The organism is Rhizobacter sp. Root1221, from assembly GCF_001425785.1.
Lineage (GTDB): Bacteria > Pseudomonadota > Gammaproteobacteria > Burkholderiales > Burkholderiaceae_C > Rhizobacter.
Genome location: NZ_LMDI01000019.1, coordinates 65,470 through 90,895 on the forward strand (window position 1 = coordinate 65,470; position 25,426 = coordinate 90,895).

Below are 25,426 nucleotides of genomic sequence, written 5' to 3' on the forward strand. Positions count from 1 at the left end.
GCGGATCAGGGTCCGCCCGGTGCGTTGCGGCCGGGCGTCACGGACGGTGCCAGCAACGTCACGGTGGCGCGCAGGCCACCCTCGGCCCGGTTCTGCAACACGAGGCGCCCGCCTTGCCGCTGCAAAAGCTCGCGGGCGATGTAGAGCCCGAGGCCGGCCCCCTGCCGGTCGCGGCCGCGGTCCACGCGGTAGAAGGGCTCGAACACGGCATCGAGCTGCCCCGCCGGGATGCCGGGGCCCTGGTCGTCGATGAACACGTCCAGCACGCCGTCGGCCACACGCACGGAGATGTCGGCCCGGCCGCCATGGCGCACCGCATTGCCGGCCAGGTTCGACAAGGCACGGCGCAACGCGGCCGGCTGCACCGGCGCCATCGCGGCGGGCCCGCGCACGGTCACCGGGTGCCCCTGCTCCACCAGGTCGTCGCGCAACGCCCGGAGCAGCGCCGACACATCGGTGCGGCGCACCGGCTCGGCCAGCCCCTCGGCACGGAACACCTCCAGCACCGCATCGATCATGTCGTTCATGTCCTGCACGTCGGCAATGCAACGCCGCACGAGCGGTTCGTGTTCCAACGCCTCGAGGCGCATGCGCACCCGTGTGAGCGGGGCTCGCAGGTCGTGCGAGATGGCCGCGACAAACAGGCCCCGCGCCTTGAACTGCGCATCGAGCCGACGGGCCATGTCGTTGAAGCGCCGGGCGGTCTCACGCACCTCGACCGTGCCGGGGCCTTCGTCGAGCGCGGGCATGCGGTCGTGCCGCCCGATGGCGTCCGCCAGGCCCTGTGACGCGATGGCCAGCCGGTGCATGGGGCTGCACAACCAGCGCGCGCCCCACCACGCGGCGAGCGCGATGACGATGCCCCGCAGACCGGCGTCCAGCACCCGAGGCAGCCAGACCTGCCAACCCGACACCTCGGGCGCCGTGGATGGCAGCGGCCAGGGATCGACCCAGGGGCCGCGAAAAAGGCGCTCGCCCGACTCGAAGCGCGGTGGCACCATACCCCGCCAGGCGGGGCCGGCGGCCGGAGGTGGCAACGCCATCTCCGGCGCGGACGGCGGCGCCAGCAACGCCACCACCACCAGGTGGCTCGCCGTGAGGGCCAGAGCCATCAGCACGAACAGCCGCCGGAACAGCGTGTCCCGCCAGCCGAAGGTCATGGGGCCGGCTCCACGCCGAACCGGTAACCCTCGCCGCGCACGGTGCGGATCAGTACCGGGTCGTGTGGGGCGTTGCCGAGCTTCCTGCGCAGGCGGAACACCATCAGGTCCACGCTGCGTTCGCTGGTTTCCACACCGGGCGCGCCGGTCAGGCTGGCAAGCCGGGTGCGGCTCAGCACCTGGCCCGCATGGTCGAGGAACACGGCCAGCAGGCGGTACTCCGCGTTCGACAGCGGCACCACGTCGTCCGCCGGGGACACGAGCACGCGCCGCAGGCGGTCGAGGGACCAGCCGGCGAACCGGTCGCTGCGTGCGGGAGGTTCGCGACCCGGCGCGCCCGGGCGTGGCACCCGCCGCAGCACGGCGTTGAGGCGGGCCACCAGCTCGCGTGGCTCGAAGGGTTTCGGGATGAAGTCGTCGGCCCCCAGCTCGAGGCCCACGACGCGGCTCATCGGGTCCCCCAGGGCGGTGAGCATCACGAGCGGCGTGGTGTGCGTGCGGCGCAGCCAGCGGCACAGCTCGAGGCCGTTGTCATCGGGCAGCAGCACGTCGAGCACCACCACGTCGAACACCTCGGCCAGCACCGCACGCCGCATCGCGGCACCGGTGTCCACCGCCTTCACGGCAAACCCGAAGCGCGCGAGGTAGGCCGACACCGTGCCGAGGACCTCCGGATCGTCATCCACCAGCAGGCAGCGGTTCATCCGCGGGCCCTTTCCTGTTCCCCGCTTCGTTTCATTATCGACACAGTATTTCACCGACCTTTCAGGCCCGACACCATATATCAGTTCCCGTGAATGGAGGTTGCTGCAATCCCAAGATGAAAGGCGAATTCAACCCTTATCTCCGGCTTTCGAAAAAAGGGGGCTCCTACCATTTCCTTATCCCATCCATGGAGTTCCCATGAGCAGCATCAACTTCCTGTCGCCGGGCGCCAGCCCCCAGATTTCACCCACGGCGTCGAGCAAACGCCCGGCGCCGTCGGCCTTCGAGCTCAACTCGGCCCGGTTCGGGCCGGTGGCGGCCTCGGCCATCGGCGTGGCCCAAGCCACGGTGCCCGCCGCGAGCGCCGTGGTGTCGTTCAGCCAGGCCGCCCTGAAGGAGCTGTCGGACGCTGCCGAAGGGGTCTCGGACGCGATAAGCGATGCGGTCGATTTCGTGGAGGACGGCGTCTCCTCGCTCGCGGACGGCATCGTGTCGCTGGCCCACGACGGGGCCGAAGCGGTGGACTCGGCCACCACCGTGCTCGGCGACGCCACGTCGGCCGTGGCCGACGGGCTCCAGACCGCCATGGGCAACGTGGCCGGCTACGCGCTGCTGGGCGCCGCGAGCGTGGCCGGTTTCATCAACGACGTGGTGTGACCGTGCCACGCCGCCTCGCCACTGCCGCGTTGTGCCTGACCCAGGCGGGCTGTGCGATGTTCAGCCCCGTCCCGGCGCTGGAGTTGGCCAAGGCCACCGCCTCCGCCGCCAGCACCGCCATCTCCTACGGGCCCAGCCGGGCCCGCCACACCGTCCGCCATGAACACGCGCCCGTCCAATCCATCTGCATCGAATACAACCGCCAGGCCCCGGTCCAGGATGTGCTGCCCGCACTGCAGGCCGAGCTCCGCGCGCTCCACATCGACAGCCGCGTCTACGACACCGGCAGCACGGCCGAGGGCTGCGCCGTCTGGCTGCGATACGCCGCGTCCATGGACTGGGGGATTCCGCCGTTCGCGTCGGAACATCGCGCCTATCTGACCGCCGCAGCGCTCAGCCTGCAAACCGCCGACGGCCGCATTCTCTCCAGCAGCCAATACGAACTCGATACCGTCTTCGGGATTGGAAAATGGTCCACCACCCGCAGCAAGATATCTCCGGTCGTGGTGGCCTTGATCACCGGATTCGAGAATTGATTTCCAATTTGAAATATTCCCGATTCCCACCATGAAACATGTCACGATGAAACTCGCCGCGGCGGCAGTCGCGGTGGCCCTGACCGGCTGCGCCACCCACACGCCCCTCGTGAGCGGGCCGGTCATCGCCGCGCCGCTGCCCATGCCGATGACCCTCGAGCGCGTCAACAACGGCAGCATCTTCCAGGCCGGCATGGCATCCGCCGCGCTGTTTTCAGGCGAGGTGCGCCCGCGCAGCGTGGGTGATTCGCTGAAGATCGACATCGCCGAGACCGTGCGCGCCAAGCGCGAGGTCAACACCGACACCAGCCGGGAGAACGCCGTGGCGTCGAAGGGGCCGGGGTCGAAGTCGGCCTCGGGGGTGCTGGGTTCGTTGCTGAACCTCGACGCCTCGGCCTCCGGCAGCGATTCCTTCAAGGGCGCCGGTACCACCGGCAACAGCAGCAGTTTCACGGGCCAGCTCGCGGCCTCGGTGATCAACGTGCTGCCCAACGGGCATCTGGTCGTGGCCGGCGAGCGCAGCGTCGCGATGAACGGCGGCACCAGCACGCTGCGCTTCTCGGGCATCGTGAACCCGCGCGACATCCGGCCCGGCAACATCGTGGCGTCGGGCGACGCGGTCAACGCGCGGGTGGAGCTGGTGGGTCAGGGCGACGTGTCGGAAGCCGCCACGCGGAACTGGCTGCAGCGGGTGCTGACGAGCAGCATGACGGTGTGGTGAGGCCGCACAGCAAAAAGGCGGCCCGCAGGGCCGCCTTTTTGAGATCACACGAGAGGATCAGTGGCCGTGGTGACCCCGGTCATGCCGGTCGTCGCGGCGATCGTCACGCCGGTCATGGCGGTCGTGCCGGCGGTCATGGCGATCTTCCCGGCGCTCTTCTCGCCATTCCCGGCGATCGTCGCGGCGGTCGTGCCGCTGGTGGTAGTGGCTCTGGTACCAGTCCTCGCGCACGAAGTAAACCGGCTGGCCGCAAGCGTTGTAGCGGCCGCAGTACTGGCGCCAGTTGCGGGAGTGGCCGGGGGGCACGTGCAGGTAGATGGGGCGGCGGTCCACCACCACCGGGGGCCGGGCGATGATGACCGGCTCCGGGTACAGCAACACGGGTGGCTGCGGCACGTTGCCGATCTCCACGCGGCCGTAGACGCCAGGTTGGTTGACGCTCACCGACACACCCACGTTCGGGGCGGCGATGGCGTGCAGGCTGGCCGCGGCCAGGCCGAGGGCCATGAGGATTTTTTTCACTGGAACGGCTCCATCAGTAGACCCCAGAACAACGCGGCAGCCCCCCGGGGGGATGACACGATTGCATTCGCATACACGTTTGGTCAGTCGTAGACGACCGCGGACTTCCCGTGGCTGCCTTCGAGCCAGCGGTCGAGCGCCGCATCGGACGGGAAAAACCGCCCCTCGTCGCCGAGGTCGAGTTCGCCGGACGCGCCATCGCGGTGCAACACGAGCCGCACCGGGAGCCCCTGCGTGATGGGCCCCTCCTCGGTCTCGATGCGCCGGCTCGGGTGCTCCCGCAATACCTCGGCCACCGGCGGCACGCTGCCGTTGACTTCCACCCGCAGGTACTTGCCGAAGCGGCAACGCGCGGTGGCGAGGTCGAACACCTGCTGCACGTTGAGCCGCATGCCGCCGGAGAACCGGTCGGGCTGGGCCTTGCCCACCACGATGATGAGTTCGTCGTCCTTCAGCAGGTCCTTGTTGGCGTTGAGCAGGTCCTCGTTGGCCACGGCCTCGATGGATTCGCTCTTGTCGTCGAGCTTGAAGATGGCCACGCGGCCACGCTGGCCGTTGATCACGCGCAGGTCACCCACGATGCCGGCGAGCACCTGCGGCTCGCGGGTGTCGATCAGGTCGGCGATCTCGCGCTTGGCGAACTTGCGCACCTCCGCCCCGCTCTGGTCGAACAGGTGGCCAGACAGGTAGAAGCCGAGCGCCACCTTCTCGAGGCTCAGGCGCTCCTTGATGCTCCAGGGCTTGGCATCGATCAGTTCGGGTTCGGTGGTGGACGCCGCGTGTGAATCGTCGAAGTCGAACAGCCCCCCCTGGTCGGCATGGGCGGCCTGCGAGTCGGCATACTCGAACGCGAGGCCGATGCTGGCCACCACCTGCGAGCGCTCGGGATGCAGCAGGTCGAACGCGCCGGCCTTGATCAACGCCTCCACCGTGCGCTTGTTGATGCGGCTGCGGTCCACGCGGGCGGCGAAGTCGAAGATGCTCTTGAACGGGCCGCCTTCGGTGCGGGCCTGGATGATGGCCTCGATGGCGCTCTGGCCCGTGCCCTTCACGGCGCCGAGGCCGTAGCGCACCACCTTGTCTTCCACCGGCTCGAAGCGGTAGTTGCCGGTGTTGATGTTGGGCGGCTCGAACGTGAGGCCGAGGTTGACCGCATCGTCATGGAAGATCTTGAGCTTGTCGGTGTCGTCGAGCGCGACGCTCATGTTGGCCGCGGTGAATTCGGCCAGGTAGTGGGCCTTCAGGTACGCGGTGTGGTACGCGAGCAGCGCGTATGCGGCGGCGTGCGACTTGTTGAAGCCGTAGCCCGCGAACTTCTCCATCAGGTCGAAGATCTCGTTGGCCTTGGGCTCCTCGATGCCCTGCTTGCCGGCACCCTCGGCGAACGTGGCGCGGTGCGCCACCATCTCCTCGAGCTTCTTCTTGCCCATGGCCCGGCGCAACAGGTCGGCACCGCCGAGCGAGTAGCCCCCGACGATCTGGGCCACCTGCATCACCTGCTCCTGGTAGACCATGATGCCGTAGGTTTCCTCCAGCACCGTCTTCATCAGCGGGTGCGGGTACTCCACCTCCTCGCGGCCGTGCTTGCGGGCACAGAAGCTCGGGATCAGGTCCATCGGGCCCGGCCGGTACAGCGCCACCAGCGCGATGATGTCCTCGAACACGCTGGGCTTGGCGTCCTTCAGCATGCGCTGCATGCCCGAGCTTTCCAGCTGGAACACCGCCACCGTCTTGCCTTCGCTCATCAGCTGGTACGACGCGCGGTCGTTCAGCGGGATCTTCTCGAGCGCGAAGTTTTCCTGTTTCGGGCGGCGCGCGCGGATGTAGTCCTTCGCGAGCTCTAGGATGGTGAGCGTGGCCAGACCCAGGAAGTCGAACTTCACGAGGCCGATGGCCTCCACGTCGTCCTTGTCGAACTGGCTCACCGCGCTGTCGCTGCCGGGCTGCATGTACAGCGGGCAGAAGTCGGTGATCTTGCCCGGGGCGATCAGCACCCCCCCGGCGTGCATGCCGATGTTGCGCACCATGCCTTCGACGCGCTCGGCCAGGGCCAGCAGCTCGGCAACCTCTTCCTCGTTCTTCTCGCGCTGCTCGATCTCGGGCGCCTCGAGGCGCGCGTAGATGATGCCGGGATCGGGCTTGTCGCCGGGGCGCTTGAGCGTCACGGTCTTGCCCGGGGGCGCCGGCACGAGCTTGGCCACGCCGTCCACGTGGCCGTAGCCCATGCCGAGCACGCGGCCCACGTCGCGCAGCGCGGCCTTGGCGGCCATGGTGCCGAACGTGGCGATCTGGCTGACGGCCTCGCGGCCGTACTTGTCCTTCACGTAGTCGATGACGCGGTCGCGGTTGCCTTGGCAGAAGTCGATGTCGAAGTCGGGCATCGACACCCGCTCCGGGTTCAGGAACCGCTCGAACAGCAGGTTGTACTTCAGCGGGTCGAGGTCGGTGATCTTCAGCGCATAGGCCACCAGCGAGCCGGCGCCGGACCCCCGGCCCGGGCCCACCGGGCAGCCGTGGCTCTTGGCCCAGATGATGAAGTCCGCCACGATCAGGAAGTAGCCGGGGAACCCCATCTTCAGGATCGTGTTGATCTCGAAGTCGAGCCGCTCGACGTAGCGCGCGTTTTCCTTCTCGCGCGCGGCCGGGTCCGGGAACAGCTGGACCATGCGCTCCTTCAGGCCCTCGTGCGACGCGTACCGGAAGTAGTCTTCCGGCTCCATGCGCCGGCCATCGACCTCCGGCGTGGGAAAGTCGGGCAGGCGCGGCTTGCCGAGCACGAGTGTCAGGCTGCAGCGGCGCGCGATCTCCACCGTGTTGGCGAGCGCGCTGGGGATGTCGGCGAACAGCGCCTCCATCTCGGCCTGTGTCTTGAAGTGCTGGTCGCGCGTGAAGCGCTTGACGCGGCGCGGGTTGGTGAGCGTCTCGCCTTCGGCGATGCAGGTGCGGGCCTCGTGGGCCTCGAAGTCTTCGGGCGTCTGGAACTGAATGGGGTGCGTGGCCACCACCGGCAGGCCCAGTTCGGCTGCCAGCGGCACCGCGGCACGCACGTGCGGTTCGTGGGCGGGCAGGCCGGCGCGTTGCAGTTCGATGTAGAAGCGCTGCGGGAACAGGTCGGCCAGGCGGCGGGCGATGGCCGATGCACGGGCGGTGTCGTTTGCCAGGAGGGCCTGGCCCACCGCGCCCAGGTCACCGCCGGACAGCACGATCAGGTCGCCGCCCAGTTCCGCAAGCGACGTCCAGCGCACGCAGGCCTTGCCGGCGAGGTTGTCGGTGACCCACGCGCGCGACAGCACCTCGCACAGGTTGTGGTAACCCGCGGCGCTCTGTGCGAGCAGCAGCAGGCGGGTCGGTTGTTTTTCGCCGGCGGCGGTGTCGGGCTCGAGCCAGACGTCGGCCCCGATCACGGGTTTCACACCCGCCTTGCGGGCTTCCTTGTAGAACTTGACGCCGCCGAACAGGTTGGAGAGGTCGGTGATGGCGAGGGCGGCCTGGCCGTCGCCGGCCGCGGCGTCGACGAGTTCGTCGATGCGCAGCGTGCCGTCGACGACGGAAAATTCGGTGTGGGTACGGAGATGAACAAAGGCCATCCCGACATTCTAGGTTCCGTAAAATGCGGGGGTGGCACCAACATCCCTCCCCATCCTCAACATCTCGGCCTACCGATTCGTGCCCATCGCGGATCCACAGGCGCTGCGCGAGAGCATCCGCTCACGCGCCACTGACCTGGGCCTCAAGGGCACCGTGCTGCTCGCCGAGGAAGGCATCAACCTGTTCCTCGCCGGCCTCGAAACGGCGGTGCGCGCCTTCGTGCTCGACCTGCGGGCCGACGACCGTTTTGCCCCGCTCGAACCGAAGGAAAGCTGGTCGGCCGACGTGCCGTTCGGCAAGCTGCTGGTGAAGGTCAAGCGCGAGATCATCCGCATGAACCACCCGCACGTGCGGCCGGCCGGCGGCCGCGCGCCGTCGGTGGATGCCCGCACGCTGTCGCGCTGGCTCGATGCCGGCCACGACGACTCGGGCCGGCCGGTGGTGCTGCTCGACACCCGCAACGCGTTCGAGGTGGACCACGGGCGCTTCCGCAACGCGATCGACTGGCGCATCGGCAAGTTCACCGAGTTCCCGGACGCCGTGCGCGCCAACGCCCACACGCTGGAGGGCAAGACGGTGGTGAGCTACTGCACCGGTGGCATCCGCTGCGAGAAGGCCGCGCTGTTCATGGCCGAGGCGGGCGTGGGCCACGTGCTGCAGCTCGAAGGCGGCATCCTCAAATACTTCGAGGAAGCCGGCAGCGCCCACTTCGACGGCGGGTGTTTCGTGTTCGACGAACGCGAGGCGCTGGCGCCCGACCTCACGGTCAGGAGTTGAGGATGTCCAGCACCTCGGAGCGGAACTCCCGGGTGTAGAGGATGTACACCACGCCCACGGTGCCGAACATGAACACCACCGGCGAAAAGAACCAGCTCACCGCCGCGAACGACATGTAGTAGGCGCGCAGCCCGTCATTGAAGGTTTCCGCGGCCAGGCCCACCATGCGGCCGGCCTTGTTGGCAAACGCCTCGCGCGACAGGCCCTGCTCCTCGAACTGCCCGGCCTCGGGTGCCGCCGCCACCAGCAGCGCGCCGAAGGTGTACTGCCGCATCGACCAGGTGAAGCGGAAGAACGCGTACACGAACACCGCCAACAGCAGGATCACCTTCAGGTCGAAGATCAGCACCGAGTTGGCGGCCGCGAACGGGATCTCGCGCACGAGCTCGGTGGCCTTGTCGCTGGTGCCCAGCACCGCGAGCAAACCGCCGATGATCAGCACCGTGGTGGACGCGAAGAAGGACGGACTCGTGGAGAGGTTCTGGATGACCGTGCCGTCGAGCACCCGCACGGGGCGGTAAGTGGTCTGCAACATCCACTGCCGGCGCACGCGGTTCGTGGACGCGAGGATGGACGGGCGCGTGAGCGCGCGGTCGCGGGCGAACCAGGCGTAACCCGCCCAGGCGCCGAAAAAAACGGCAAGCGCCAACCAATCCACCCAGGGCAACAATTCCAGCACTTTCAACGGCGTGTTCATGGCCGCTACTGTAACAAGCGGGAAGTTCCACACCCAGTGTCGGCGAGCGTGCAATTTGACACACACAACCCCCGCTCGGGGGGCCCTGTCCGGATGGCCTCCTGGCCACACCGGTAGGTAAACTCCGCCGGTCCAAGAATCAACCGAGGGAGAGACCATGCAAGAAATCTACGCAGGCGGCCCCAATGGCGCCGGCTCCGGCACCAGCCGCATCGACTTCATCCGCAGCACCTACACGTACCTCGCCGGCGCGATGATCGCCTTCGTGGCGCTGTCGTCCGTGTTGCACATGGCCGGCTTCGGCCTCGGCATGCTGAAGATGCTCAGCGCTGGCAAGTTCATGTGGCTTGCCTTCATGGGCGGCTTCATGATCGTGGGCTGGCTTGCCACGCGCATGGCCGACAACGCCGAAAGCAACCAGAAGCAGCTGATCGGCCTCGGCATCTACGTGCTGGCCGAAGGCGTGATGTTCTCGCCGCTGTTCGCACTGGCCTCCAAGGTCGCTCCGGGCGCCATCGGCGCGGCCGCGCTGATCACGCTGCTGCTCGTGGGTGGCCTCACCTGGACGGCGTTCACGGTCAAGACCAACTTCTCGTTCCTCGGCGGCATCCTCCGCGTGGGCGGCATGGTGGCCATCGGCGCCATCATCGCCAGCGTGATCTTCGGCTTCTCGCTCGGCATCTGGTTCTCGGCCTTGATGGTCGTGTTCGCCGGCGCGGCCGTGCTGTACGACACCTCCAAGATCATCCACGACTACCCGACGGACCGCCCGGCCGGTGCTGCGCTGCACCTGTTCGCGTCCATCGCGCTGATGCTCTGGTATGTCCTGCGCATCCTCATCTCCCTGGCTACTGATGACTGATTGGGCCCCCCAGTCGGCTAGCGCCCTGCCCCCATGGGGCGACCCCGGGTCGGCCGGCAAAGCCGGTCCTCGCGGGTGGCTTGATGGGCGGCTTCGCGTTGCTTGCCTGACTGGCTGACGGGTTCTTTTTGCGGGGCGGGCGCTCTCGGCGTCCGCCCCGTTTTCAATTCTTCTCTTCAAAATTCCTATGTTCGCCAAACTCAAGAGCGTTCTGCTTCCTCCCGCCCTCGTGGTGATCGGCCTCGGCCTGGCTTACGGTGGGTTCACCGAAGGCCGGAACTTCAAGGCCATTGCCGACCACGGCAAGATCGTCGAGGCCTCCGTGGACCGTGTGACCTGGAAGGAAAAGGCGGTTTCGGGCCGTGAGAAGGGCTTCAAGATCGAGGTGCACTTCGAGACCGAGGCGAAGCAGGCCGTGCAGGCCACGCTGAGCGTGTCGAAGGCCGAAGGCCAGCGCTTCCGTGACACCGAAGCGAGCAGCGTGAAGATCAAGTACCTGCCGGAAGCGCCGTCCACCGTGATCCTCGCGGACGCGAAGGACGAGTCCGGGGTCATGATGATCGCGGGCGGTGTGCTGGCCCTGGTGGGCGCGGGCATCTTCGTGTACCGCCGCAAGAAAAAGGCCGCCGAGGGCGCCGAGCCCGTGGCGGCCTGACCACGCCCCCGGCCCTCTCAGGCCGCCAGGTCGAACACGATGACTTCGGCGGCCTGGCCATTGGCCAGCATCAGGCGCTCCTCGCCGCGCAGCGTCATCGCGTCGCCGGCATCGAGCACCTGGCCGTTCACCTCGATGCGCCCGCGCACGAGGTGAACGTAGGCCACCCGGGTGGTGTCGAGCGGCAGCTCCGCCGCTTCGCCACCGTCGAACAGCCCGGCATACATCGACGCGTTCGCGTGGATGGTGATCGACCCCTCCCGCGCGTCACGGCTCGCCACGAGGCGCAGCCGGCCGCGTTTGTCGGCTTCCTCGAAGTGCTTCTGCTCGTAGCCGGGCTCGATGTCGCGCTCGTCGGGCAACAGCCAGATTTGCAGGAAGTGGGTTTCCGACTGCGGCGCCTGGTTGAACTCGCTGTGGCGGATGCCCCGCCCGGCGCTCATCCGCTGCACGTCGCCCGGCACGATCTGGGCGCCGTTGCCGAGGCTGTCCTTGTGGCCCAGCACCCCCGACAGCACGTACGACACGATCTCCATGTCACGGTGGCCATGGGTGCCGAAGCCGGTGCCCGGGGCGATGCGGTCCTCGTTGATGACCCGGAGGTTGCCCACGCCCATGTGTTTCGGGTCCATGTAGTCCGCGAACGAGAAGCTGTGGAAGGACTTGAGCCAGCCGTGGTCGGCGTGGCCGCGGTCGGTGGATTTGCGAAGGGTGATCATGGTGTCTGGGCTCCTTTGCATTCAATGTAGGGGCCGGCCCCTCTGCCATCGGCGGCTGCACATTGAAGCGTCCGTTCAAATAAGATGAACGGGTCCGCCAGCCTCTCTCCGCTGCCCCATGACCACCGCCCGCAACGTCCTCACCCCCGAAGCCCTGTCGATGATGGAAGTCATCGGCCGCACTGGCAGCTTCGCCGCCGCCGCGCGCGAGCTGGGCAAGGTGCCGTCCGCACTGACCTACAACGTTCGCCAGCTCGAGGACGCCCTCGATGTGCTGCTCTTCGACCGCGGCTCGCGCCAGGCCAGGTTCACCGCGGCTGGCGAAGAGCTGCTGAACGAAGGCCTGCGCCTGCTCGAGCAGATGGAAGCCGTGGCCAGCCGCGTCAAGCGGGTGGCCACCGGCTGGGAAACCCAGCTCACGCTCGCCGTGGACGGCGTGATCTCCCGGCTCACCGTGTTCGAGCTGTGCGAGGCGTTCTACGCGCTGCAGCCCGACGGCGCCCAGAGCGGCCCGGGCACGCGCTTGCGCCTGCGCACCGAGGTGCTCGCCGGCACGTGGGAGGCGCTGGTCCGCGGCCAGGCCGACCTGGCCATCGGCGTGGGCATCGAACGCACCCTCCCCGTCGGCATCCAGATGCAGCCGCTCGGTGCACTGCCGTTCGTGTTCGCAGTGGCCCCTCACCATCCGCTCGCGCAGATCGACGGGGTCATCGACGACACCGAACTGCTGCGGCACCGCGCGGTGGCCGTGGCCGACTCGGCCCAGCACTTTGCGCCGCTGACCGTGAACCTGCTGCCGGGCCAGGACGTGCTCACCGTGGCCAGCATGCAGGCCAAGATCGAGGCGCAGATCCGTTGCATGGGCTGCGGTTTCATCCCCGAACCGCTCGCGCGCGAGCACATCGCCGCCGGGCGCCTGGTGGTGCGCCAGGTGCAGCGCCCCGCGCCCGTGGCGCGCATGGGTTACGCCTGGCGAACGGGGCAGGCCCACGGCTCGCGCCACGCCGGACTCGGCGAAGCCCTCAAGTGGTGGCTCGCCCAGCTGGAAAGCCCGGCCACCCGCCTGGCGCTGCTGGAGCGCCACAGCGGGCTGATGCAGCTGGGCCTCGACTGATGGGGTACCGGGGCCGCTTCGCCCCCTCGCCCACCGGCCCACTGCACGCCGGGTCCATGGTGGCCGCGCTCGCGAGCTGGCTCGACGCCCGCGCGCATGGTGGCACCTGGCTCGTGCGCATCGAGGACGTGGACACACCCCGCTGCCAGCCCGGCACCGGCGAGCGCATCCTGGCGCAGCTGGCCGACTGCGGCCTGGTGCCCGACGAACCGCCCGTGTGGCAGTCTGACCGCAGTCCGCTGTACCAGCAGGCCCTCGACCGGTTGCTGGCCGACGGTGCGGCCTACCCCTGCGGCTGCACCCGCAGTGACATCGCCCGCGCCCTGGCCGGCCAGGGGCGGGAGAAGCCGCGCCACGGCGAACTGGTGTATCCCGGCACGTGCCGCGATGGCCTGCACGGCAAGGCCCCCCGCGCCGTGCGCCTGCGCACCCACCCGGGCGAGGTTCGCTGGGCCGACCGGCGCCTGGGCCCCCAGCACCAGGACGTGGCCTCGGCCGTGGGCGACTTCATCCTGTTCCGCGCCGACGGGTTGTGGGCCTACCAGCTGGCGGTGGTGGTGGACGACGAGGACCAGCACATCACGCACGTGGTGCGCGGCGAGGACCTCGCCGACAACACGCCGCGCCAGGTGGTGCTGCAGCAGCAGCTGGGCTGCACCACACCCATCTACCTGCACACCCCGCTCGTGCGCGACACGAACGGGGACAAGCTGTCGAAGCAGACCGGGGCGAGTGCCGTCGACACCCGCGATCCGATGGCCGTGCTGAAGGCCGCGGCGGTGGCCCTCGGCCTCCCGCCGGGCCCCGAGCTCCGCGCCGACTGGTTCGCGTCCACCGTGGCGGCCTGGCGTGTGGCGTGGCCGTGAGGACGGGTTCTCAGTCTCCGCCGCCGCCGCAACCACCCCCGCCACAACCACTGCCACCGTCCCCGCCGCTGTCCCCGCTTCCGTCCGATCCGCCGCCGGTGTCGGCGTCCGCGAAACCCTCCGTGCCACCGTCGACGGTGCTGCTCGAGAACTCACCGCCGCAATGGATGGCCGTGTCACCGCTGGCGCGCGCCGCGCTGCAGTCGGCCGCGTAGTGGAACCCGCCGGGCACCATCAGCTTGGCGTCGATGGCAAACAGCAGGGGCAGCCGCGACGGCTGGCGCGGGTTGATGTTTTCCTCGCGGCACACGAACCAGAAGCACCGGCGCAGGCCCGCGTTGCTCTGCCGCACGCCACCGCGCAACGCCACCGCCGGCGAGTGGTGCATGAACCGGCCGAACGCCTTGCGGCAGAACACCTCGTAGTGCCGCGTGTGCAGGATGAACTCATGCCAGAGTTCATCGGCGATCTGCGACGGCATCGACACGTACTTCCGGCCGCTCTTGAGGTGCGCCAGGAAAAACTGCCGGAGCGCGTGGGCCACGAGCTGGCAGTCCTTCAGCGTGAGATGAGGATGCTCGCGCCGCAGGTGCTCGAACAACCCGCGCGGAAACTCGAACGAGCGGATCCACGCCTCACGGCGCAGGGCCACCTGCCGCCGCCACACGGTCCACAACACCAGGGACGTGATGGCCAGCAGGACAGTCAGGAAAATCTTCATCGGGGCAGGCTCCGGTTCTCGGGCCGCCAGCATAGGCGACGAACGCGCCAGCGGTCACTCCGCGGCGGCCACCCGGTCCAGCAGCCGCTGCCACGACACCAGACGGCCCGGCTCGCGCACGGGCAGGCCCCGTGCGAGTCCGGGCCAGATGCCCTCGGCATTGAAACTCAGCAGCACGTCGAGGTCGGGCCGGCGCGACACCGGGCGCACGTCGACAACCAGGCTGTCGAGGATCAGGGCCTCGGCGCCGGGAGGCAGGTAGGCGAGCACCATGTGCGCCCGCACCACCTCGTGGCTGTCACCGATGCGAAGGTGCGCATAGGCGAGCCGCAGCCGGTCGTCCGGCACGCCGGCCGCGCGCAGCGCGAAGTACTTGGCGATGGCGAGGTCTTCGCAGTCGCCCTGGCCCGCTGCGGCGAGTTCATCCGGCGTGGCCCAGTGGTCCGTGCGGCCCCAGGTGGCCAGGTCGTCAGCCAGCGCGAAGCGCTGCTGGATGGCCACGTGCACGGCCTGCACGGCCTGCACGGCCTGCAGCGGCAGTGGCCCATCGGCCGCCCATGCGCTGCCCGGCCATGCCACGAACAGCACGGCAGCGCCAGCGGCGATCGCCGCGGCCCGGACAAGGCACATCGCTGACCTCGCACGGGGGACCCGGACAGGAAGTGGCAGCGAAACGTGCCGTGGGCCGGTCATGGCCCGCGTTGCGTGTGATGGCTTGCCCGCCCGAGCCCCCTGCCGGCCGGCACGCCTCCACGTCAGGCCCCTGACGGCTGGCCCTGATCCGTTGCTAACTTGTTGTTGTGGCGTCAGGTGTAGAACAACGCCGCAACCGCGTCAAGCGGCCGGGAGCCCAGGAGCCGGGGCCGGTCAGGTGGCGGACCGCTTGCGTGCGGTGACCTCGATCTCGATGCGCATGCGCGGGTCCACGAGGCCCGCGGAGATCATCGTGGCGGCCGGGCGCACGTCGCCCAGGTGCTTGCGCATCGCCGGCCAGCACAGCGGGAACTCCGAGGCCACCGGGAGGATGTAGTTGACGCGCACGACGTCCTGCAAGGTGGCGCCCGCCTGTTCGAGGGCGGCGGCGATGTTCAGGAAACACTGCTCGGCCTGATCGACGACACTGTCGGCGATCGTCATCGTCGAGTAATCGAAGCCGGTGGTGCCCGAGACGAACACCCATTCGCCGTCCACCACGGCCCGCGAATAGGCCATGTCGCGTTCGAAGGTGGAGCCGGAGCTGATCAGTTGGCGGGACATGAAGCTGGAGTCTCTGCAGGAAAACCGGGATGATGTCACACCGCGCTCCGCGGCCGGAACCGGTTCACCGGTGGCTCACCCCGATTTGGGGTTTTGCCACGCATGTCGTCCCTCGGGTGACATGAATCGACGCCGGTCGGGTTCCCTTCCCAATTACTGAACAACCGTTCTTTTTGTACGACGCACCATGCCCGCGAACCGAAACGCTACCGCCGTGGCCGCCCCTGCCCTGATCATCCGGAAACCCCGGCTGACGCTGAAAGACGTGGCGGCTGCGCTCGATGTGAGCCGCACCACGGTGTCGAACGCGTTCAACCGCCCGGAACAGCTGTCCGAGGCGCTGCGCGCCGACATCCTCGCGAAAGCACGCGAGCTGGGCTACTTCGGTCCCGACCCGGCCGCCCGCGCGTTGCGCAGCCGCGAGGTGCGCCAGGTGGCCGTGGTGTTCCACCACGACCTGAGCTTCGCCTTCGACGACCCGCTGAGCATCGAATTCCTGCGCGGCGTGGCCCAGGAGCTGGATGCGCGCAGCATGACGATGCAGCTGATCCCGAAGATGGGCCGCACCGTGTCGCTCGCCTACGCGTTCCAGACCACGGCCGACGCGCTGATCGTCTACGCCGAGGTGGACGCCGAACTGGCGCCCGAAGTGAAAGCGTTCAGCAAGCCCATCGTGCTGGTCGACACCGGCGTGACGGGGGTGCCGTCCGTGCGCATGGACGACCGTGCAGGCGCCGCGGCCGCCATGGAACACGCGCTGTCGCAGCAGCCCGACCGCGTGCTCGTGCTGTCGTTCACGCTCGACGAGCGCCAGCGCAAGCACCGCCTCGACCTGAAGTCACCGCGCAGCGGCTCGGTGACCATGGAGCGCAGCCACGGCTACGTGGGCGCCGCCCACCGCCTGGGTTTCGACCTCGACCGCATCGACTGGCTCGAGATGGACGACACCCACCCGTCCGGCGAACTCGACCGCATCGCCGGGTACCTGAAGCAGTTGCCCGCCCGCACGAAACTCGCGGTGCTGGGCATGGCCGACACCATGGCCCTGGTGGGCCTGGACGCCCTGAAGGGCAACCGCCGTCTCGAGGTGGTGTCCGTGGTCGGGTTCGACGACATCCCCGCCGCCGCTGCCGCCGGCCTCACCACCATGCGCCAGGACGGCGCGTTGAAGGGCCGCCTTGCCGTGCGCCAGGTGCTCGACGGTGAAAAGAGCGACCCGCTGCCGTTCGAGCTGGTGGTGCGCAACACCTGATGGGTCGGGCTGCGTGGTCGGGTCTGGCGGCTGCGGTCACCCGCCCACCGTGCGTGAGCAGGGCCGTCAGTCGGCCGCCGCACGGCCCTTGCGGCGCCGCGCGCCGATCCCCACCAGACCTGCCCCGGCCATGAGCATCGCCATCGACGCCGGCTCCGGTACTGGCGAGACCACCGGCGCGCGGCCGTAGAGTCCCGAGATGGCGTACGCCCACAGGTTGGTTCGCTGGCCGTTGGCCACGTCGATCGTGAGGGTCAACGTGCCGTCGCGAGGCCCATCGGGCCATCCCGGCCGCAGTTCCAGCTGCTCCACGTCGAACGGGTTGCCCCAGACACCGAGCATGATGCCCGCGTAGGCGCTCCCGATGGTGTCTTGGAAGCCCGAACCCTCCAGGTGGTAGTCCGCTTCCACCGTGAAGCGGCCCGCCCCGGAGAAAACGAGCGTGCGCGTGTCATTCGCCTGCACGCCGGGGAACCCGGTGTACCGCGTTCCTTCCGCCTGCGCATGGATGGTGTCGGCAGTGGCGGACGCCGTGAGGTGCATGCCCCCGAGCGGCCGGTCCAGCGACACCGGCTGGTCCGGGTCAGACGACTGGGCGCGGCAGCCGGTGTCCCATTGGTGCAGGCAGGCGTTCAGGGACCGCGACTGCCATTCACTGGTGAAGCTGGCCTCGATGCCGTCGTTCGGGTCGAGGTCGGTCACGGACATGCGGAAGCTGGTGAGGTCGATGTCGGCCCAGATGCTGGGCGCCCCCCAAGCTGGCGCGACACAGGCCGTCGCGAGCACCGAGCTGCAGATCGATTTGGTCAGTAGGGACATGGTGTTCTCCCGTCGTCAATCGGCTTGCACGGAAAATCGTGCACCCGATGTACACAAGGAGCGTGCCACCTGGCCCGGCCTGGGTGCGAGCCAATCGGTCGAAGCGATCGGACGGGTGGGCCGATGGGCGGGAAATCTTGCGGTCAGATTGGCCGCAAGGCCGCGGCCTCCTCAGCAACCTTGCGGATGACCAAGGGGTGCCCGGGGCACACGATGTCGCTGCGCATCCGGGGATGTGCAGCGGACGGACCGAACGACACCGGCATCGTCACAGCTTTCATGTTGTGTCATGGAGTAGGTGATGGAACTCTTCTTTGACCGCAGCGACATCGTCGATGTCGCGCGAAGGCCCTTGCTCGAATATGCCAAGAAGCTGCGCTGGAGCCATGCGCGCATCCTGTTCGTCGTCGATGTCGGCATTTCGCTTTCACCGGGCGCGGACGCGTTCGGCGTCGAACGTGTGATCCGCGTCTTGCGAGAGTCGACCGTGGGTTGCATGCACTTCCATGTGGATGCCGCGGTGCATTCGAACGCTCCGTTCGCGGTCGTAGCCAATCCGCCCGGCACCGAAGCGAAGTACATCGGATTCAAGTTCGACAGCAAGCTGCCGAACGGCTCTCTCGTCGTCGATCAGTACGATGAGGTGTGGTGCTTCGGCGCTTCCGGCCCGAACACGAACGACGACGAACTGGGCGCACTGACGACGTGGATGAACGGGAAGAAGGGCGGGGTGTTCGCCACCGGAGACCACGACACGCTCGGCGCATCGATGTGCAGCCGCATCCCGCGCGTCGGGACGATGCGCGCGTGGACCAACGCGCAGGGCGTTCCGCCGGTGGGTGGCGCGGGGCGCATTGATACCAATCGCCCGTTCAACGCCGCGGAGGCGAGCGGCGCCGAGGTGATCGAGTTCAACCGGCAAGGGGACACCAAGCCGCAGCCGATCGATTGGGTCACCTGGATGCATCACCTCCACTTCCCGTTCCATGTTCACCGTCGCCCGCACCCGGTGCTTTGCCATCCGACGCTGGGGCCGATCAACGTCATGCCCGATCACCCGCACGAAGGCGTCGTGTTCGACCATGTGGCGCAACCGGACGTGGGCCTGGCCGCAATCACGCTCGGCAACGACTACGACTTCGCCGGCGTTGCCGGCGAGGAGTATCCGCCGCTCGGCGCGGTGCGCCCGCTGCCCATGGTCATTGCCCACGGCAAGACGCTCGCCGATCCACCGCTGTGGCACGAGAAGGGCGATTCGCCGGCCAAGCGTTTCGGGATGATCAACGTCTATGACGGGCACCGCGCGGGCATCGGCCGTGTCGCGACCGACTCGACGTGGCACCACTGGATGAACGTCAACATCACCGAACTCGAAGCAGCCGGCGGCACGAACTGGGAAAAGATCAAGCGCTACTACCTGAACCTGGCCGTGTGGCTCGCGCCGCCGCATATTTCCAGGACCTGTTTCCACCTTCACGTGCTGGAGAGCTTCTTTGCCTACCCGGGCATCGAAGAGTTTTCGCCCAAGCGACCCACGATCGAGCTCGGCGCGAGCTTCCGTGCGTACCTGCTGCGCTGGCACGGCCCGTGTTGGGTGACGCAGTTCCTGATCGATCGCCTCACCGACCTCAGCGTCTCGTACCGCGAGCGTTGGATGGAACGCTACCTGCGATACCCGCAGTTCGACAAACCGTTTCCGCCGCGCCCCGATCCCTGTCTGAGCTGTCCGTCGCCCGATCTCTTCGAGGCCGCGGTGCTGGGAGGGATCGTGAAGGCCACGGCGCAACTGTTCGAATCCGATCTTGTCGAGGACCGCATGGAGCGGCTGGCTGCGGCGGATCCGGACGAGATCGAGAAGGTCATCCGCGAGGGCAGCCTGCGCGGGCTGCAGGAGCTGAACGCCACGTTCGAGAAGTCGCTCGAGCAGTCGAAGCAGGTCCTGACCTCGTTCGAGCAGCGTTGAGCGTCGGTCGACATCCGCGCGAGAGGGCTGCCTGCGGGCGGCCCTCTCAAGTGCCTGAGGTGCCAACGAAAAAGACCGGTGCACCCTGCTGGGCACACCGGCCGAAATGGTCGCCTGGAAACCCCTATGGCTTCAGGAACGGACCGTCTGCACCCACCTTGCCCGGTGCGAGGTTGCCCGGCAGGTCCAGCACGTAGATGCGTGCATTGCCCTGGCCCGACACCGTCGCGGTCAACACCCCCGCCGAGACGACCTTCGTGTCACCGGTGACGGCATCCTTGTAGGTGCCGTTCGGAATGCCGCTGAACGTCGCGCCGCTGGTGACGGCCACGAGCGCGAAGCTGTCGATGCCCTTCGCGGCATCGGTGAAGCGCCGCTTGTAGGCGATGCCGCCGGAGATGCCTTCGGTCGAGTACTGCCCTTTCTGCAGGGCCGGCACCTTGCGGCGGATCTGGTTCAGGCGCTGCAGGTGCTTGACGAGCGGTTTCTCGAGCGTGGCGGCCACCGCGCCGGACGCACTGCCCACCACGCCGAAGTCGGACGCGGTCACGCTGCCTTCGAGGTGGGCCCCGAAGTACGCGCGGCCGGTGGTGGCGAGCGGGCACGTGGGCCCGCAGTCGATCTGCTTGCCGGCCTGGAACTCGATCTCCGAGCCGTAGTACAGCGTGGGGATGCCCCGGAACGTCCACATCAGGCTCATGTTCTCGGCCCATGCCGCGGTGCCGCCGGTGTAGCGCGTGTTCGACTTGTTCGGCCCGTAGTCGTGGCTGTCGACGTACACGACGTTGTAGGTCGCGTCGTTGTAGCTGTCGTCCGAGTCCTTGCCGTTCCAGTACGCGTTGCCGGCGTCCCCGAAGTTCATGTGCATGCGCATGTCGATCACGCTCATGCCCGACGCCTTGCTGTGGTCCGGCGTGCGGTACGCGTTGCCGTTGAGGAACGCGTTGTTCGACGTGGGCTGGTTGCCGGTGCCCTGGTTGTTCTCGTAGTTGAACTGCTCGAGGGCGGCGACCGTGTCATCGGCGCTGTAGGTGGCCCGCTCCTTCCACGTGAAGAACTGCGCCGAGTGGTTCGGCGATCCGCGGTTCCACTTGTCGTTCACGAAGGACCCCACCTCGCCGAACATGAAGAAGTTCTTGCCCTTCTCGCCGAATGCCGCTTCCGCGAAGGAATGGGCGTCCGGCAGGAAGTGGCGGTTCCACGTGACGCGCGGGATGTGCACCGCGGTGTCGATGCGAAAGCCATCCACCCCCATGCCGATGTACTTGCGGTACACCTGCTTGAGGTAGTCCTGCACGGGCTTCGATTCGGTGTTGAAGTCGGCCAGGTCTTCGTGGATCCAGCAGCTGCGGGCGTCCTCGCCTTCCCAGTTGCCGATCCAGCACTGGTGATACAGGTCGGACCGGAACATGCCCGTCGTCGGGTTGGGCCATTGGCAGTTGTAGATCCGGTAGCCTTGGCTGCTGGTGAACTGCGTGGGCACGCCCCAGTTCCTGCAGGTGTTGCCCGCCGGCTCCGTGGTGCTCCACAGGTCGCCCGTGTAGCTCTTGCCCATGGGGTCGGCCACCGTGATGCCGTCGTACACACGGCCGGCCACCGGCTCGTCGTAGTACCAGCTCCACTGCGCGTCGCGCACGCCGAACACCTTCGGCGTCTGCAGGTTCTTCTCGCCCCAGCGGCTCGAGTGGTTGTAGACCACGTCCTGGATGATCTTGATGCCCTTCGCATGGGCCGCGTTGATCAGGTCCTGGTAGCTCGCGCCGGCGGATTCGAGGCGCGGGTCCACGCGCATGAAGTCCCAGCCGTGGTAGCCGTGGAAGTCGTAGTCGGAACGGTTGAGCACCACCGGCGTGATCCACACCGCCGAGAAACCCAGGGCCTTGATGTAGTCGAGCTTCTGCATCAGGCCCTTGAAGTCGCCCCGGTACATGGGGTCGTTGTTGGCCGCGTTGCCGGACGTGACGTGGAACTGCCCGCCCCGGTTGTTCGCCGGATCGCCGTCGTAGAAGCGTGCCGTCATCACGAAGTAGATCGCGTCTTCGCGGATGTCGGTACCGATCGGCGTGCCGGCGGCGGACGCCTGCCCGGTCGTTGCCCCCACCGCGTCGCTCGCGGCGGAACGGTTGCCCGCCGCATCCACGGCCGAAACCGTGTAGCTGTAGGTCGTCTGCGCGGCACCCGTGTCGGCGAGTGACGTGCCGCTGGTGGTGAGCACCACGGTGCCCGCGCCCCCGGTGCGGGTGACGGTGTAGCCGGTCACGCCCACGTTGTCGGTGGACGCCGTCCAGCGCACCGAGATCGACGTGCCGCTCGTGGTGGCGCTCAGGCCCGTGGGCACGCTCGGTGCGGCCGTGTCGACCACCGGGGCCGACGTCGGGGCCGACAGCGCCGGGCCCTGGGCGGACCAGTTGCCCTCCGCGTCGCGTGCCCGCACCGTGAAGGCGTAGGTGGTGCTGGCCGACAGGCCCGACGCCGTGAACGCAGTGCCGGTGGCCGTGCCTGCGGACACCCCGTCACGGAACACCTCGTAGCCGGTCACACCCACGTTGTCGGTGGAAGCGGTCCACGACAGCGACACCGAGTTCACGGTGGAGGCGGTCTTCACCGGCGCGGCCGGTGTGGTGGGCGCCGTGGCGTCCAGCCCGGCGCACGGGTCGCCGGTGGTCACCGCACCGGCATCGACCTTCTGGTTGCCGGTGCCGAGCGCGTAGTTCCTGCCGCCGTTGTTGTCCCACGTGGACCCGTTGTTGAAGGTGACCGCGAGGCCGGTGGCCGCCCCGAGCGGGATCACCTTCTTGCGCCATCCGGTGCAGGCGGTGTCCATCGCCACACCTGGGGCCGCGGTCCACGCGCCGCCCGTCGGGGCGTAGTGGATGTTGACCGTGGTCCACGCCGTGTTCGGCTTGTAGAACACGGTGGCGGCGTTGTCGCCCGTGGCACCGCACGGGTTGCCGGCGTTCGCCACGATGGCGCCGTTCCTGACCTGGTGGATGCCGGCCGGCACGGTGTAGTTGCCGCCGCCGGTGGGGTTGTCCCACACGTTGGCGCCGTTGTTGAACACGGCCTGGAAGTTCGTGGCCGAGAACGTCACCGTCGTGGTGAGCCAGCCCGGGCAGGCCGCCGTCATCGGCGTGCCCGGCACCGTGGTCCAGCTGCCGGAGGCGTCGTGGTGGATGTTCGCCGTCGGCCAGCCCTTCGTGGCGGTCGAGTAGTAGACGGTTGCAGTTGCGGCCATCGCGGCCGGCGTCAGGCCGGCGGCCAACAGCCCCGCGATCGCGGAGATGCGCCAACGTGTCATTGCTTCGCTCCATTCATGCAAGCGGCGCGGGCCCCCTCGCGAAGAGGGCCGCGCAGCAGTGGATACGGAAGCGCCGACCGGCCGGTGCGAACCGCACAAGGCTCGATCACTCGCCGATCTGAATCGGTTCAGTGTTTCGAGTGGCGCGATTCTGTATCGATGAAGAAGCGAGCGGGTGCGGGGGTTTCCCTAGGAGGGTGCGCAGGGTTCAGCGGGTGCGAAGCCACACTTCGGGCGAGCCGTCCGCATACTGACCGGCGAGCACGTCGCGCCGCACCAGCACGAGTTCGGAATGGGTCAGCCAGTTCGTGGATGGCATGAGGAAATCGCCCGTGAGCACGCGGCCGTCCCACCGGATGTTCGTCACGACGAAGCGCTCGCCGCGCGGTCCGTCGCTGCCCGTCACGCGCACCGCGCCCCGGTGCGCCCGGATGCGGAAGATGGCGGTGGAATCCTTGACGCGCCAAGCGCCGGCAATGGCGCTGGCCCCGACCGGCGGACGGGGTTCAGCGGCCTGCGCCGGCGGCCCCGCCAGCAGGCTCACGGCCAGGGCGGTGCCGACGGCCTTCCACACGGCCATCACGGCAAGACCCGGGCGTGCGCGGCCGGCGTCCACGAGACCTGGTAGCGGCACGCATCCTCGGCCCCTCGCCGCACCGACAGGACGTCGCCGTCGAGTGTGGGCTCGTGCAGGTCGGCCACGACATCCCCGTCCTGCGGGGTGGTGGCGATGACGAGGTGGTCCTGCACGATGCGCCAATGCCAGACCGGCGCGGCCAACGGGCCATCGTGCACGCCGACGGTGGCGCTGACACGGCCGCCGGGCGCAAACCGGAACGACTCGTGCCGGGTGCTGTCGATGAGCATGAGGGCCATGCGCTCGACGGAAAGGTCAGCCCAGGACATGTGCGGATCTCCACGCCCGCCACCGCGGCGGGCGGGGTGCATGGTACCGGGCACGGCGTAACGTCAGCAGGTGCGAATGAATCTGGCGGGACGAGCAGGTATGTCGGGTTCGGTCACACCTGCTCAAGACTCCCGACGCACCATCCCTACTTCACCACCGCCACGAACTTGCCCATCGTCTCGTCCGCCGTCACCCGCTCGTCATTCCAGAACGCCGCCACGGCTTCGCGCAGCACCTTCTCCTTCGCATCGCCCTGCACCATACGGTGGGCGATGGACGGCACGAGGTTGTTGAGCATCGCGCTCGCGGCGAAGTGCGCACTCGACTCCTGGCTGCAGCGGTCGAAGCGGTCGCGGTTCACGCCGGTCACCACCGGGATGGAGCCCTTGTTCAGGTTGAACGTCTCCTGGAACCCCGGGCTCATGATGGTCTTCACAAGGGCGCGTTGGCCTTGCGCGGCGCGCGGGTCCTTGAGCTGGAACATCGCGAAGCTGTCGATGTTGAAGATGTAGGACCGTTCGGTGCCCGGTGCGGCGACACACAGGAACTGTTCGCCCGGCTTCTGGCCGGCCGCGAGGAACTCGCCCTTCGCCCAGTCGCCCATGAACTGCATGCCGGCCTCGCCCTTGATGACCATCGCCGTCGCCTTGTTCCAGTCGCGGCCCGTAGCAGCCTTGTCCGTGTAGGGCTTGATGCGGCGGAACGTGGTCAGCACCTGCTCCATCGCCGGGCTGCGCAACGCCGCGGGGTCGAGCTTGACGAAGGCGCGGCGGTAGAAATCGGCCCCCCCCACCGACAGGGCCACCACCTCGAAGGTGGTGAACTCCTGCCACGGCTGGCCGCCGTGGGCCACCGCGATGACACCGGCCTTCTGCATGCGCTCGGCCACGGCGAAGAATTCTTCCCAGCTGCGTGGCGGCCGGCCACCGGCCCTGCGCAGCGCCTCGCGGTTGATCCACAACCAGTTCACCCGGTGCACGTTGACGGGCACGGCGACGTAGTGGCCATCGACCTTCATGATGTCACCCACCACCCTCGGCACCTGGGCGTCCCACGCCTGCTCGCGCGCAATGTCGTCGAGGTTCGCCAGCACGCCCTTCTTGCCCCACTCCTGGATCGCCGGGCCCTTGATCTGCGCAGCAGCCGGTGGGTTGCCATTGGCCACCCGGTCACCGAGCACCGCCATCGCGCTGTCGCCGCCCCCGCCTTCCACGGCGAAGTCGCGCCATTGGTGGCCCTGGTTCGCCAGCAACGTCTTCAGCTCAGCCACGGACTTGGCTTCGCCACCCGCGGTCCACCAATGCAACACCTCCACCTGGGCCGCCACCGCGGTCGCGAGCCCCAGGGCCATCGCACCGCCCAACACCCAACCCTTCAATTTCGATCCTGCCTTCACGCGCCCCACCTTTCGGTTCATGGATGATCGTCACCGACAACACAAAGCCCGGCGCGCTTGTGGCACGCCGGGCTCGATTCACTCAGGACCGCAGGCGGCAGGATGGCCGCCACGGCCCGACGGCTCCGCCGTCAGGTCACCACCAGGTTTCGCCCTGGATGCCGATCGACGTGCCCGACTTCTTGTCGCCGTAGATCTCGGCGGTGCGCGAGCCACCGGCCACGAAGGCCTGGC

Annotated in this window: 24 protein-coding genes; 10 read left to right on the forward strand and 14 right to left on the reverse strand. The window is 68.2% G+C overall.

Annotated elements, in window-relative coordinates:
- Positions 1–5 precede the first annotated feature (5 nt).
- Together ASC87_RS15340 and ASC87_RS15345 are read right to left on the reverse strand one after the other, a co-directional pair.
- On the reverse strand, positions 6–1,160 hold the full coding sequence (locus ASC87_RS15340) for a sensor histidine kinase KdpD (protein WP_056663511.1): 1,155 nt from the start codon (positions 1,158–1,160) through the stop codon (positions 6–8).
- Positions 1,157–1,864, reverse strand: a complete 708-nt coding sequence (locus ASC87_RS15345) for a response regulator (protein ID WP_056663514.1) — start codon at positions 1,862–1,864, stop codon at positions 1,157–1,159. The genes ASC87_RS15340 and ASC87_RS15345 overlap by 4 nt, the downstream gene beginning before the upstream one ends.
- Before the next feature lie 199 nt (positions 1,865–2,063).
- Here ASC87_RS15345 and ASC87_RS15350 point away from each other — a divergent pair, with 199 nt between their 5' ends.
- From ASC87_RS15350 to ASC87_RS15360, 3 genes are read left to right on the forward strand one after another with little or no spacing between them, the layout of a single operon-like run.
- Positions 2,064–2,522: a hypothetical protein gene (locus ASC87_RS15350; protein WP_056663517.1), complete on the forward strand. Its 459-nt coding sequence runs from the start codon at positions 2,064–2,066 to the stop codon at positions 2,520–2,522.
- Positions 2,523–2,578: 56 nt separating this feature from the next.
- Positions 2,579–3,058: a hypothetical protein gene (locus ASC87_RS15355; protein ID WP_056663593.1), complete on the forward strand. Its 480-nt coding sequence runs from the start codon at positions 2,579–2,581 to the stop codon at positions 3,056–3,058.
- 31 nt (positions 3,059–3,089) lie between these two features.
- Positions 3,090–3,779: a flagellar basal body L-ring protein FlgH gene (locus ASC87_RS15360; protein ID WP_056663520.1), complete on the forward strand. Its 690-nt coding sequence runs from the start codon at positions 3,090–3,092 to the stop codon at positions 3,777–3,779.
- A 57-nt stretch (positions 3,780–3,836) separates the two neighbouring features.
- Here ASC87_RS15360 and ASC87_RS15365 read toward each other — a convergent pair whose 3' ends face one another.
- Positions 3,837–4,301, reverse strand: a complete 465-nt coding sequence (locus ASC87_RS15365; protein WP_056663525.1) for a hypothetical protein — start codon at positions 4,299–4,301, stop codon at positions 3,837–3,839.
- An 83-nt stretch (positions 4,302–4,384) separates the two neighbouring features.
- A complete protein-coding gene (gene dnaE / locus ASC87_RS15370; RefSeq protein WP_056663527.1) occupies positions 4,385–7,888 on the reverse strand; it encodes a DNA polymerase III subunit alpha in 3,504 nt (1,167 codons plus the stop codon).
- 31 nt (positions 7,889–7,919) lie between these two features.
- Between dnaE and ASC87_RS15375 the strand changes: the two genes are divergently transcribed.
- Complete coding sequence (locus ASC87_RS15375) at positions 7,920–8,666, forward strand: sulfurtransferase (RefSeq protein ID WP_082568650.1); 747 nt, start codon at positions 7,920–7,922, stop codon at positions 8,664–8,666.
- On the opposite strand, the gene ASC87_RS15380 is transcribed toward ASC87_RS15375, so the two are convergent.
- Positions 8,656–9,363 (reverse strand): DUF599 domain-containing protein, encoded by a 708-nt coding sequence (locus tag ASC87_RS15380; protein ID WP_056663530.1) that lies wholly within the window; start codon positions 9,361–9,363, stop codon positions 8,656–8,658. The genes ASC87_RS15375 and ASC87_RS15380 overlap by 11 nt on opposite strands.
- Before the next feature lie 157 nt (positions 9,364–9,520).
- Between ASC87_RS15380 and ASC87_RS15385 the strand changes: the two genes are divergently transcribed.
- Both ASC87_RS15385 and ASC87_RS15390 read left to right on the forward strand, forming a co-directional pair.
- Entirely contained in the window at positions 9,521–10,225 is a 705-nt protein-coding gene (locus tag ASC87_RS15385; protein ID WP_056663534.1) for a Bax inhibitor-1 family protein, read from the forward strand.
- Positions 10,226–10,412: 187 nt separating this feature from the next.
- Positions 10,413–10,880, forward strand: coding sequence for a DUF3592 domain-containing protein (locus ASC87_RS15390; protein ID WP_056663537.1), 468 nt, complete (start codon positions 10,413–10,415; stop codon positions 10,878–10,880).
- A 17-nt stretch (positions 10,881–10,897) separates the two neighbouring features.
- Here ASC87_RS15390 and ASC87_RS15395 read toward each other — a convergent pair whose 3' ends face one another.
- On the reverse strand, positions 10,898–11,599 hold the full coding sequence (locus ASC87_RS15395; protein ID WP_056663539.1) for a pirin family protein: 702 nt from the start codon (positions 11,597–11,599) through the stop codon (positions 10,898–10,900).
- A 118-nt stretch (positions 11,600–11,717) separates the two neighbouring features.
- Between ASC87_RS15395 and ASC87_RS15400 the strand changes: the two genes are divergently transcribed.
- Together ASC87_RS15400 and gluQRS are read left to right on the forward strand one after the other, a co-directional pair.
- Positions 11,718–12,713, forward strand: coding sequence for a LysR family transcriptional regulator (locus tag ASC87_RS15400; protein WP_056663541.1), 996 nt, complete (start codon positions 11,718–11,720; stop codon positions 12,711–12,713).
- Positions 12,713–13,579, forward strand: a complete 867-nt coding sequence (gene gluQRS / locus ASC87_RS15405) for a tRNA glutamyl-Q(34) synthetase GluQRS (protein ID WP_056663544.1) — start codon at positions 12,713–12,715, stop codon at positions 13,577–13,579. Before ASC87_RS15400 ends, gluQRS begins: the two co-directional genes overlap by 1 nt.
- 10 nt (positions 13,580–13,589) lie before the next feature.
- Here gluQRS and ASC87_RS15410 read toward each other — a convergent pair whose 3' ends face one another.
- The 3 genes from ASC87_RS15410 to ASC87_RS15420 all read right to left on the reverse strand — a co-directional run bounded on the left by ASC87_RS15410 (position 13,590) and on the right by ASC87_RS15420 (position 15,557).
- Positions 13,590–14,300 (reverse strand): hypothetical protein, encoded by a 711-nt coding sequence (locus tag ASC87_RS15410; RefSeq protein ID WP_056663546.1) that lies wholly within the window; start codon positions 14,298–14,300, stop codon positions 13,590–13,592.
- A 54-nt stretch (positions 14,301–14,354) separates the two neighbouring features.
- Positions 14,355–14,930, reverse strand: coding sequence for a transglutaminase-like cysteine peptidase (locus tag ASC87_RS15415; protein ID WP_056663549.1), 576 nt, complete (start codon positions 14,928–14,930; stop codon positions 14,355–14,357).
- A 237-nt stretch (positions 14,931–15,167) separates the two neighbouring features.
- A complete protein-coding gene (locus ASC87_RS15420; RefSeq protein WP_056663552.1) occupies positions 15,168–15,557 on the reverse strand; it encodes a RidA family protein in 390 nt (129 codons plus the stop codon).
- 187 nt (positions 15,558–15,744) lie between these two features.
- Between ASC87_RS15420 and ASC87_RS15425 the strand changes: the two genes are divergently transcribed.
- A complete protein-coding gene (locus ASC87_RS15425; RefSeq protein ID WP_056663555.1) occupies positions 15,745–16,809 on the forward strand; it encodes a LacI family DNA-binding transcriptional regulator in 1,065 nt (354 codons plus the stop codon).
- Positions 16,810–16,875: 66 nt separating this feature from the next.
- Here the strand turns inward: ASC87_RS15425 and ASC87_RS15430 are convergent, their stop codons facing one another.
- The gene (locus ASC87_RS15430) at positions 16,876–17,628 is read right to left on the reverse strand and encodes a PEP-CTERM sorting domain-containing protein (protein ID WP_056663558.1); all 753 of its coding nucleotides are present in this window, start codon (positions 17,626–17,628) and stop codon (positions 16,876–16,878) included.
- Positions 17,629–17,926: 298 nt separating this feature from the next.
- Between ASC87_RS15430 and ASC87_RS15435 the strand changes: the two genes are divergently transcribed.
- A complete protein-coding gene (locus ASC87_RS15435) occupies positions 17,927–19,591 on the forward strand; it encodes a hypothetical protein (RefSeq protein ID WP_157604062.1) in 1,665 nt (554 codons plus the stop codon).
- A gap of 124 nt (positions 19,592–19,715) precedes the next feature.
- Here the strand turns inward: ASC87_RS15435 and ASC87_RS15440 are convergent, their stop codons facing one another.
- The 4 genes from ASC87_RS15440 to ASC87_RS15455 all read right to left on the reverse strand — a co-directional run bounded on the left by ASC87_RS15440 (position 19,716) and on the right by ASC87_RS15455 (position 25,147).
- Positions 19,716–22,889 (reverse strand): carbohydrate binding domain-containing protein, encoded by a 3,174-nt coding sequence (locus ASC87_RS15440; RefSeq protein ID WP_056663568.1) that lies wholly within the window; start codon positions 22,887–22,889, stop codon positions 19,716–19,718.
- 208 nt (positions 22,890–23,097) lie between these two features.
- Positions 23,098–23,523 carry a hypothetical protein gene (locus ASC87_RS15445; RefSeq protein WP_162255165.1) on the reverse strand — a complete coding sequence of 142 codons (426 nt, stop codon included), beginning with the start codon at positions 23,521–23,523 and terminating at the stop codon, positions 23,098–23,100.
- Entirely contained in the window at positions 23,469–23,795 is a 327-nt protein-coding gene (locus ASC87_RS15450; protein WP_056663574.1) for a hypothetical protein, read from the reverse strand. The genes ASC87_RS15445 and ASC87_RS15450 overlap by 55 nt, the downstream gene beginning before the upstream one ends.
- A 146-nt stretch (positions 23,796–23,941) precedes the next feature.
- Positions 23,942–25,147 (reverse strand): ABC transporter substrate-binding protein, encoded by a 1,206-nt coding sequence (locus ASC87_RS15455; protein WP_056663599.1) that lies wholly within the window; start codon positions 25,145–25,147, stop codon positions 23,942–23,944.
- Positions 25,148–25,426: the final 279 nt, after the last annotated feature.

Excerpts from the sequence above, each read along its gene's own strand:
- ASC87_RS15340 (WP_056663511.1), bottom strand. The coding sequence starts at position 1,160 with ATGACCTTCGGCTGGCGGGACACGCTGTTCCGGCGGCTGTTCGTGCTG.
- ASC87_RS15345 (WP_056663514.1), bottom strand. The coding sequence starts at position 1,864 with ATGAACCGCTGCCTGCTGGTGGATGACGATCCGGAGGTCCTCGGCACG.
- ASC87_RS15350 (WP_056663517.1), top strand. The coding sequence starts at position 2,064 with ATGAGCAGCATCAACTTCCTGTCGCCGGGCGCCAGCCCCCAGATTTCA.
- ASC87_RS15355 (WP_056663593.1), top strand. The coding sequence starts at position 2,579 with ATGTTCAGCCCCGTCCCGGCGCTGGAGTTGGCCAAGGCCACCGCCTCC.
- ASC87_RS15360 (WP_056663520.1), top strand. The coding sequence starts at position 3,090 with ATGAAACATGTCACGATGAAACTCGCCGCGGCGGCAGTCGCGGTGGCC.
- dnaE (WP_056663527.1), bottom strand. The coding sequence starts at position 7,888 with ATGGCCTTTGTTCATCTCCGTACCCACACCGAATTTTCCGTCGTCGAC.
- ASC87_RS15380 (WP_056663530.1), bottom strand. The coding sequence starts at position 9,363 with ATGAACACGCCGTTGAAAGTGCTGGAATTGTTGCCCTGGGTGGATTGG.
- ASC87_RS15385 (WP_056663534.1), top strand. The coding sequence starts at position 9,521 with ATGCAAGAAATCTACGCAGGCGGCCCCAATGGCGCCGGCTCCGGCACC.
- ASC87_RS15390 (WP_056663537.1), top strand. The coding sequence starts at position 10,413 with ATGTTCGCCAAACTCAAGAGCGTTCTGCTTCCTCCCGCCCTCGTGGTG.
- ASC87_RS15395 (WP_056663539.1), bottom strand. The coding sequence starts at position 11,599 with ATGATCACCCTTCGCAAATCCACCGACCGCGGCCACGCCGACCACGGC.
- ASC87_RS15400 (WP_056663541.1), top strand. The coding sequence starts at position 11,718 with ATGACCACCGCCCGCAACGTCCTCACCCCCGAAGCCCTGTCGATGATG.
- gluQRS (WP_056663544.1), top strand. The coding sequence starts at position 12,713 with ATGGGGTACCGGGGCCGCTTCGCCCCCTCGCCCACCGGCCCACTGCAC.
- ASC87_RS15410 (WP_056663546.1), bottom strand. The coding sequence starts at position 14,300 with ATGAAGATTTTCCTGACTGTCCTGCTGGCCATCACGTCCCTGGTGTTG.
- ASC87_RS15415 (WP_056663549.1), bottom strand. The coding sequence starts at position 14,930 with ATGTGCCTTGTCCGGGCCGCGGCGATCGCCGCTGGCGCTGCCGTGCTG.
- ASC87_RS15420 (WP_056663552.1), bottom strand. The coding sequence starts at position 15,557 with ATGTCCCGCCAACTGATCAGCTCCGGCTCCACCTTCGAACGCGACATG.
- ASC87_RS15425 (WP_056663555.1), top strand. The coding sequence starts at position 15,745 with ATGCCCGCGAACCGAAACGCTACCGCCGTGGCCGCCCCTGCCCTGATC.
- ASC87_RS15430 (WP_056663558.1), bottom strand. The coding sequence starts at position 17,628 with ATGTCCCTACTGACCAAATCGATCTGCAGCTCGGTGCTCGCGACGGCC.
- ASC87_RS15440 (WP_056663568.1), bottom strand. The coding sequence starts at position 22,889 with ATGACACGTTGGCGCATCTCCGCGATCGCGGGGCTGTTGGCCGCCGGC.
- ASC87_RS15450 (WP_056663574.1), bottom strand. The coding sequence starts at position 23,795 with ATGTCCTGGGCTGACCTTTCCGTCGAGCGCATGGCCCTCATGCTCATC.
- ASC87_RS15455 (WP_056663599.1), bottom strand. The coding sequence starts at position 25,147 with ATGGCCCTGGGGCTCGCGACCGCGGTGGCGGCCCAGGTGGAGGTGTTG.